At 72.3% G+C, this 6,526-nt stretch carries 3 protein-coding genes; all 3 read left to right on the top strand.

The window, feature by feature from the left end; translation table 11 throughout:
- Window positions 1-504 (top strand): phosphopantetheine-binding protein (locus tag FOF48_RS36030; RefSeq protein ID WP_255443069.1); only part of this gene is annotated, 504 nt, incomplete at its 5' end.
- Window positions 497-5,053, top strand: a complete 4,557-nt coding sequence (locus FOF48_RS36025; protein WP_186002223.1) for a type I polyketide synthase — start codon at window positions 497-499, stop codon at window positions 5,051-5,053. The genes FOF48_RS36030 and FOF48_RS36025, both read left to right, overlap by 8 nt.
- Window positions 5,050-6,526: condensation domain-containing protein (locus FOF48_RS36020; RefSeq protein WP_255443067.1), on the top strand; the 1,477-nt coding region annotated here is incomplete at its 3' end. The genes FOF48_RS36025 and FOF48_RS36020, both read left to right, overlap by 4 nt.

The raw sequence follows: 6,526 nt of genomic DNA, 5'->3' as shown, positions 1-6,526 counted from the left end.
TGGATGAGGGAGCGGGTGCCGGAGCACATGGTGCCGGTGGCGTACGGGAAGCTGGAGGCGCTGCCGCTGACGCCGAGTGGGAAGGTGGACCGGGCGAAGCTGCCCGCGCTGAGCGCCGATGCCACGCCGCGCACGCATGCGTTCGTGCCGCCGACGACGGAGCTTGAGCGGAACCTCACCGCCCTCTGGCAGGAGGTGCTGGGGGTCGAGCGCGTCGGCTTGGAGGATCGGTTCTTCGACCTGGGCGGCAACTCACTGACCCTGGTCCAGCTCCACAGCCGGATGCGCGGGCTCCTCGAGGTCGAGGTGCCGCTCGCGGAGCTGTTCCAGTACTCCAGCATCGCGTCGCTCGTGACGCGCGTTCGCGAGCGCACAGCACCGGTCGCGACCGGCGACGAAGCCGCGGTGGAGGAGGAGTTCGTGCAACGCAGGGCGCGCGCTGGACAGCGCCGGATGGTGCGGCAGCAGACCGAAGCGCCGTCGTCGGAGGATGTCGATGAGTGATCAGCCAGCGGGTTCCGACGAAGCCATCGCCATCGTCGGCATGAGCGGACGTTTTCCGGGTGCGGACGGCGTGGATGCGCTCTGGCGCAACGTGAGGGACGGCGTGGAATCGTTCGTCCCGCTGGAGGACCGGGACCTGGAGGCCGCCGGCGTGGATCCGTCGCTCGCCGCGAGGCCGGGCTATGTCCGAGCGGCGTACCCGCTGAAGGACGTGGAGCGGTTCGACGCGGCCTTCTTCGGCCTCAGCCCCCGCGCGGCGGAGATCCTCGATCCGCAGCACCGGCTCTTCCTCGAATGCGCGTGGGAGGCCCTGGAGCACGCGGGCTACGACACCGAATCCTGGCCGCGGGCCGTGTCGTTGTTCGCCGGCACGGGCGCGCCGGCCTACCTCTACACGCAGCTCATCCCCCAGCGTGAGCTGCTTGGCGCGGTCGGCACGTACCAGGTCGGCATCAGCAACGAGAAGGACTTCCTGCCCACGCGCGTCGCGCACAAGCTGGGCCTGCGAGGGCCGTGCGTCGCGGTGCAGACCGCCTGCTCGTCGTCCCTGGTGGCGGTCCACCTGGCATGCCAGTCATTGCTGTCGGGAGAGTCCAGCCTGGCGCTCGCGGGCGGCGTGTCCATCTCGCTTCCCCAGCGCGCCGGGTACCTGGCCCAGGAGGGCGACATCCTGTCGCCGGACGGGCATTGCCGCGCCTTCGACGCAGGGGCGCAGGGCACCGTGCGGGGCTCTGGCGTGGGCATCGTCGTGCTCAAGCGGCTGACGGACGCACTGGCGCAGGGCGACACCATCCACGCCGTCATCCGAGGCTCCGCCGTCAACAACGACGGCGCCGGGCGCGCGGGCTACACGGCGCCGGGCGCGGACGGTCAGGCGGCCGTCATCACCGAGGCGTTGGGCGTGGCCGGCGTGAAGCCCGGCGACATCCAGTACGTCGAGGCCCATGGGACGGCGACGCCGCTGGGCGACCCCATCGAGGTCTCCGCCCTCAACCAGGCCTTCCGCTCCAGGGCGAACGCGCCGGGGACCATCGCGCTCGGCTCGCTGAAGACGAACATCGGCCACCTGGACACGGCCGCGGGCGTCGCGGGACTGCTCAAGGTGGTGATGGCGCTGCGCCACCAGCAGCTCCCTCCCAGCCTGCACTTCGAGCAGCCCAACCCGGCCATCGACTTCGCGGCGGGCCCCTTCTTCGTCAACACCACCCTGCGGCCCTGGGAGTCGCGGGGCGCGCCACGGCGGGCGGGCGTCAGCTCGTTCGGCATCGGCGGCACCAACGCGCACGTCATCCTGGAGGAGGCCCCCCAGGCCCCGGCCGTCCCCGGTTCGAGGACCGCGCACCTGCTGGTGCTGTCCGCGCGCAGCGAAGCGGCCCTGGACGCGGCCTCTGAACAGCTCGCGTCGCACCTGTCCCAGCATCCCGACCTGGCGCTGGCGGACGTGGCGCACACGCTGCTGGTGGGCCGCCGCCGCTTCGAGCACCGGCGCGCGTTCGTCTGCCGCGATGCGGAGGATGCGCGACAGGTGCTCGCCTCTCGGGACGAGTCCCGCCTGCTCACCCAGCATGAGACCGCGACGGAGCGGCAACCCGTCTTCTTGTTCCCGGGTCAGGGCTCCCAGTTCGCCGGCATGGGGCGCGGCCTCTACGAACAGCTCCCCGTGTTCCGCAAGCACCTGGACGCGTGCAGTGAGCTGCTGTTGCCCTTGCTGAAGGTGGATCTGCGCACGCTGCTGCTCGCCCCGGATGGGGAGGTGGAGGCGGACCGCCAGCTGCGCAGGACGGCGCTCACCCAGCCCGCCCTCTTCGCCGTGTCCTACGCGCTGGCCCGGACGTGGATGGCCTGGGGGGTGAAACCACGGGCGATGCTGGGCCACAGCGTGGGCGAGTACGTCGCGGCCTGCCTCGCGGGCGTGCTGCGGTGGGAGGACGCCCTGTCGCTCATCGCCGCGCGAGGCGCGCTCATCGAGCAGCTTCCGCCAGGAGCGATGCTCTCCGTCCCCCTTCCCGAGGCGGAGGTCCAGACCCTGCTGGAGCCGGGCTTGTCGCTGGCGGCCATCAACGCGCCGTCGCTGTGCGTGGTGTCGGGGTCGCTCGAGGCGGTGGAGCGCCTGGCCGCGCGCCTGGAGCAGCGAGGCGTCGCGTGCCGCCGGCTGCACACGTCGCATGCCTTCCACTCGGCGATGATGGAGCCCATCCTGGGCGCCTTCGCCGAACGCCTCCGCGCGGTGCGCTGGTCCGAGCCCACGCTGCCGTGGGTGTCCAACGTCACCGGCACGTGGATCACCCCCGCGCAGGCGACGAGCCCGGACTACTGGGTCGAACACCTGCGGTGCCCGGTGCGCTTCGAGGAAGGCGTGCGGACGCTGCTCGAGGAGCCTTCGCGAGCGCTGCTGGAGGTGGGGCCGGGCAACACGTTGGCGACCCTGGCGCGGCGAGCCCAGACGCCGCCGACGGTGGTGGTGGCTTCCATGCGCCATGCCCAGGATGCGCGCACGGACCTGGAGGCCTTGTTGGCGGCGGCGGGGCGGCTGTGGCTGTCCGGTGTCCGGCTCGACGGGGCGAAGCTGCATGCCCCCGAGCCCCGACGCCGCGTGCCGTTGCCGACCTATCCCTTCGAGCGGCAGCGCTACTGGGTGGAGGCCGGGCCCGCGAGGGATGCACATGATCCGCGAGGGCGCGTGACCAAGCGCCCGGAGTCCGCGGGCTGGTTCTACACGCTGTCCTGGAGACAGGCCCGGCGGCCGGAGCCGTCGCGCGGGAGCGGCGGCTGGTTGTTGTTCGTGGACGGTCCGGGGACCGCGGTCGCGGAGCGGCTCCGGCGCGACGGGGCCTCCGTGGTGGAGGTGGTGCCCGGAAGCGACTTCCTCCCGCTGGGGCCTGGACGCTACGCCATGGACGGCACGCGCCCGGAGCACCACGCGTGGCTCGTCGAGGCGCTGGGTGACGCGCGGCCGGAACGGGTGGCCTTCCTGGATGGATGGGGGCACACCGGCACCGGCGTGGACGATGGGGCGCGGGTGGAGGCGGTGCTCGGGCGTGGCTTCTACCCGCCCCTGTATCTGGCGCGCGCGATGGAGGCCCGGTGGCCCGGCGCGGAGGTGGCCCTGACGGTGGTCACCACGGGCGCCCACGACGTGACGGGCGAGGAGTGTCTTGAGCCCACGCAGGCCCTGTCGCTGGGGCCGTGCCGCGTCCTTCCCCAGGAGCTGGGACCCGCCTGGCGCTGCCGCGCGGTGGACGTCACCGCGCCGCCGCGGGAGGGGGGGCCCGGTGCGCGCCCATGGTTGGACGCGCTGGTGGCCGAGCTGGAAGCGGAGCCGCGCGACGCGATGGTGGCGCTGCGCGGCCGGCATCGCTGGGTGGAAGACGTCACGCCCCTGGCCCTGCCGGAGCCCTCCACCCGAGGGCTGCTGCGGGAGGGCGGCGTCTATCTCATCACCGGCGGGCTGGGCCGCATGGGGCTGGCGCTCGCGTCGCGTCTGGCGACCGAAGCGCGGGCACGCCTGGTCCTGGTGGGACGAAGCGAGTTGCCCGCGCGCGAGGCCTGGGACGCGTGGCATTCCGCGCACGGTCCCGACGACGCCACGTCGCGCAAGCTGCGAGCGCTGGAGGACCTGGAGCGGTCCGGCGCCGAGGTGCTGGTGGTGTCGGCGGACGTGACCCGTGACGAGGACTGCCGGCGCATGGTGGCCCAGGCGCGAGAGCGCTTCGGCGCCTTGCACGGCGTCGTCCACGCGGCGGGCGTGGTGGGGCCTCCGGCGAACGTGCTGGTCTCGGAGGTGACGACCTCGCGGTGTGGCGTGTTGTTCGAGGCGAAGGTGCACGGCGTGCTCGCGCTCTCACGTGCGCTGGAGGCCGTGCCCCTGGACTTCGTGATGCTCCAGTCGTCGCTGGCCACGGTGCTGGGGGGGCTCGGGTTCGCGGCGTACGCCTCCGCCAACCACTTCCTGGATGCCTTCGCCGCGCTGCGGGCTCGCCAGGGTGACACGCGGTGGATCTGCGTCGACTGGGACGGGTGGACCGGGGAGGCGGGGCGGTTGGGGCTCACGCTGGAAGAGGGAGGGCGCGCGTTCCAGCGCATCCTCGGGCTGGGGGAGGCGGGGCGGATCCTCGTCTCCACCGGGGACCTGTTCGCGCGAAGGGCTCGGGGCGGCCTGACCCCGGAGTCCGCTTCCGCCGCGGGTGGACCCACGCCAGCGTCGCGAGGACGCCCCACGTCCGCGCATGCGCGGCCGGCGCTGGGGACGCGCTACGTGGCGCCGGAGGATGCCATCCAGCAGCAGATCGCGGACCTGTGGCAGGAGCTGCTGGGCATCGACCGGGTGGGCATCCACGACGACTTCTTCGAGTTGGGTGGGCACTCGCTGCTGGGCATGCAGGTGGTGTCGCGGCTGCGCGAGCTGTTCGCGGTGGAGGTGTCCATCCGCGGCCTCTTTGAGACGCCCACGGTGGTGGGGGTGGTGAACGCGGTCCTCGAGGCGCAAGCGTCCCAGGTGGATGCAGGTCGGCTCGAGGCCCTGCTGGCGGAGATGGAGAAGGCGCCATGAGTGGACTGGTCCAGCGGTTTGGCAATCTCTCCCCGGAGAAGCGCGAGGAGCTGTTGCGTCGGTTGAAGCAGGAGGCCGCGGGCGGTCCACCGCCAGACGCCATCCCGCTCCGGGAGAAGGCCACGCCGCCGCCGCTGTCCTTCGCGCAGCAGCGGCTGTGGTTCATCGATCAGCTCCAGCCGGGACTGGCGCTGTACAACCTGCCCATCGTCCTGCGCGCCACGGGGCCGCTGGACATGGAGGCCTTCCAGCGCGCCCTTCAGGTCCTGGTCGACCGTCACGAGGTGCTTCGCACCACGTTCACGCAGGAGCGAGGACAGCCCGTGCAGTGCATCGCCCCGGCGATGGCGCTGCCGGTGGCGACGGTGGATCTGCGGTCCCTGCCGCCCGATGAGCGGGAGGCGGAGGCCCTGCGTCTGGCGAAGGCGGACACGCTGCGGCCGTTCGACCTGGAGCGGGGGCCGCTGCTGCGGGCGACGTGGCTCCGGCTGGACACGCACGATCAAGTGCTGGCGTTGGTCCTGCATCACATCGTCTTCGACATCTGGTCCATGGGCGTGCTGGTGCGCGAGCTGCTGGCGCTCTACGACGCCTTCAGCCAGGGGCGGCCGGATCCGCTCGTGGCGCCGCGAATCCAGTACGCGGACTGGGCGGTCTGGCAGCGGGGAAGCGCGCAGCAGGCGGTGTTGGAGAAGCAGCTCGCCTACTGGCGGGAGCGGCTGGGTGGACTGGAGATGCTGGAGCTTCCAGCGGACCGGCCGCGCACCGCGGTGGGCGTGCGGGGTGGTGCCCTCCCGTACCGGATGACGCAGGGACCGTGGGAAGCGCTCAAGGCCCTGGCGCGCAAGGAGGGCCTGACGCCCTTCATGGTGCTGCTGGCGGCGCTGGAGGTCGTGCTCGCGCACGAGTCAGGCCAGCAGGACGTGGCGGTGGGGACGCCCGTCGCGGGGCGCAACCGCCGTGAGGTGGAGGGCCTCATCGGCTTCTTCGTCAACACGCTGGTGATGCGGACGGACCTGGCGGGGAACCCGACGCTGCGGGAGCTGCTCGCGCGGGTCCGGAAGACGTGCGTGGAGGCCTACGCGCACCAGGACCTTCCGTTGGAGCAGGTCGTCGCGGCGCTCCAGCCCGGTCGCGAGGCCGGACAGACGCCGTTCTACCGCGTGTCGTTCAACTTCCAGAACGCGCCGCTGTCGGAGGTGCGCATCCCCGGGCTCGTCTTGCGCCCGATCGTGGTGGAGAGCGGGCTCGCGAAGCTCGACTTGAGCCTCCAGCTCACGGAAGGGGCGGAGGGGCTGACGGGGCTGTGGGAGTACAGCACGGACCTGTTCGACGAGCGGACAGTGCAGCGGTGGATGGAGGGTTTCGAGCGGGTGGTGAAGGCGCTGGTGGAGAGGCCAGAGCAGCGGGTGGGGGAGCTGGAGTGGATGGGCCCGGAGGAGAGGCGGCGGGTGGTGGAGGAGTGGAACCGGA

It is taken from the genome of Corallococcus sp. Z5C101001 (assembly GCF_007352635.1).
Classification (GTDB): domain Bacteria; phylum Myxococcota; class Myxococcia; order Myxococcales; family Myxococcaceae; genus Corallococcus; species Corallococcus silvisoli.
This window is presented reverse-complemented; position numbering and strand designations above follow the sequence as displayed.

Bases quoted from the DNA above. Each gene is read 5' to 3' on its own strand.
- FOF48_RS36025 (WP_186002223.1), top strand. From the start codon at position 497: ATGAGTGATCAGCCAGCGGGTTCCGACGAAGCCATCGCCATCGTCGGC.